The following is a 1945-nucleotide window of genomic DNA, read 5'->3' as shown; positions in this document are numbered from 1 at the left end:
ATGCACTCACGGGGTGTTTCGCGACCTCAGCGGTCGCTCAGAGGCTTGCTTTGCGGGCCGCGGAGCCGATGGGGGGCCAGCTTGCGTCTTGCTACGGTCGACCACAAGCGGTCAATCGGTTTGGCGGAGCAAAGCGGGCAGACAGTTCCCTTCTGGCACACAGCGGGGACGACGTCGCATTTGGGCGCAGAAAACTCTGAGGTCGCGGAATGGCCGATGTCTGACTCTTCGCAACCTCTCCGGTCCGGCGCCGCCAACGTGCTGATGCGCGACGGAGAAGGGGCCTCTTTGCGCAGGCTCATGGTGCGTCCCTGGCGATCAACTCAGATCGAGTTCACCCCTGATCCGATCCCATTCGACGGACAGTTCCGAGTTCAGCTGATGGAACACCTTTGAAGATAGCGTAATAGCTCCGTTGGCCTTAGCGGTCTCGTACATCCCTAGGGACTCAAGCGTCATCGCGCAAAATTTTGACGCGACGGGTTTCGACTGAAAGAGCCGGTACACGTCGTCATAGGTCTTCTCGAATCGAGTGCGCAACCATTCCAGCCTCAGCCACTTCGACACGACCTGCTCGCTGAAGACTGCTTGCGAAGCGGCGACTACGATGCCCAGATCCGTCTGTCGGTTCAGAACGCAAATGAGCCATATGATCGCGTAGACGATCACCTTGATGCGCTCGACTCTCGCCATGCGCAACGCGATGGCCTTGCTGAAGTGACTGTTCTCCAGCACTTGGGCTGCCATGCGCTTGATGGGCTCCGTGAAATCGTTGTTGTAGTAGCCATCGGTCCTCTCGTGGGTCAGGCTCACGCCGCAGGCGCTGGTGAAGAAGTCCTGTCGGCGCTTGTCCTCGGCCCGCGGCGTAAAGTACAGGCGGCTGACAAGGCCGATGGTGAACAGGGCAGCAACGGCCACGGCGAAGAAGATCAGGATCAAGTCATAGGCTTGCGGGTGTGCCTGCTTCTCCACAAGCAGTGACGCGATTGACAGCACGGCGCTGGCGTAGAAGAGCGCATCAGAGATCTTGTCGGCGAGCTCGACGGCGTCGTAGTAGCGCGTGCGAATAGGATCTGAACGAGACATCGAGTGCACCCTTCGCTCGGTTGATGCTGATCACCTTCCTCGGCGGTCAGTAGTAGTACGTTGGAAACGCGCTGTCATAGACCAGTCGCCACCAGTCGAACGCTTCGGCGATCTTTCCGTCGTAGGCCGCTCGCGTTGCGTTTTCGGCGCGAACGACGGCTGTGCTGAGCTTCGAAAGCGCATCCTGGCGCTGAACGTCTGTCTTGCAGGCGGAGATGTAGCCGGAGAAGCCGGTGGGGTCCTGTAACCTCGCGAGTTGGTGGTCCCAGAGGCTGCGCAGGACGCGCTTGACGTCGATGTCGTAGACGATGCTCGTCTCGCTTTCGGCGTACTTGGCAACCCGCATCTCGATGTAGAAGGACGAGATCGGGACGTTACGCAGGTACTTCCACGCCTTCACGAAGCGGATGAGGGGCTTGACGACTCCGGAATGTTTTTCGTCGACGCGTGCGACGTAGTCGTTGTGCGAGTCCGGACTGATGCGCATCCAATCGCCGTTGCCGTCCGCGATCTCGTAGATCTTGAAGCCGTCGATCTCTGCGATGTAGTCGGCCGGCACGACCTCGGTGGTCTCGGATCTGTAGGTCCCGAACGGCACGCCGACCGCGGGGGTGTTCACGCGAACGCCAGTCCGCGGAAACCTTGTGTCGAGGGCATCGCGCACTTTGGTCAGCGAATAGGAGGAGGACTGGGTCAGCTGCGAGGTCGGAATCGATGCGAGGTAGTCGACATCGCTATAGCCCGAGATACTGGTTCCGTTGCCGAACGATCCGATGCGCACGAACCGCTTGAGGCCGAAGTTGCTCTTCAGGCATGCCTCAATGGATGCTCGGTGTCGTTTCGCTGCATCGGACTCAGG

The 1945-nt window shown here is 59.8% G+C and carries 2 protein-coding genes; both read right to left on the bottom strand.

Annotated features, from left to right (window positions below):
* Positions 1–318: 318 nt before the first annotated feature.
* A complete protein-coding gene (locus JNL55_RS15105) occupies positions 319–1086 on the bottom strand; it encodes a hypothetical protein (RefSeq protein ID WP_293854894.1) in 768 nt (255 codons plus the stop codon).
* Between the two features lie 46 nt (positions 1087–1132).
* Positions 1133–1945, bottom strand: an 813-nt coding sequence (locus tag JNL55_RS15100) for an SMODS domain-containing nucleotidyltransferase (protein ID WP_293854891.1), incomplete at its 5' end; no start/stop codon positions are given.

This window comes from Steroidobacter sp. (genome assembly GCF_016790065.1).
In the GTDB taxonomy this organism is placed as follows: Bacteria; Pseudomonadota; Gammaproteobacteria; order Steroidobacterales; family Steroidobacteraceae; genus Steroidobacter.
The sequence above is the reverse complement of the archived record's forward strand: the minus strand, read 5'-3'. Positions and strand labels throughout refer to the sequence as shown.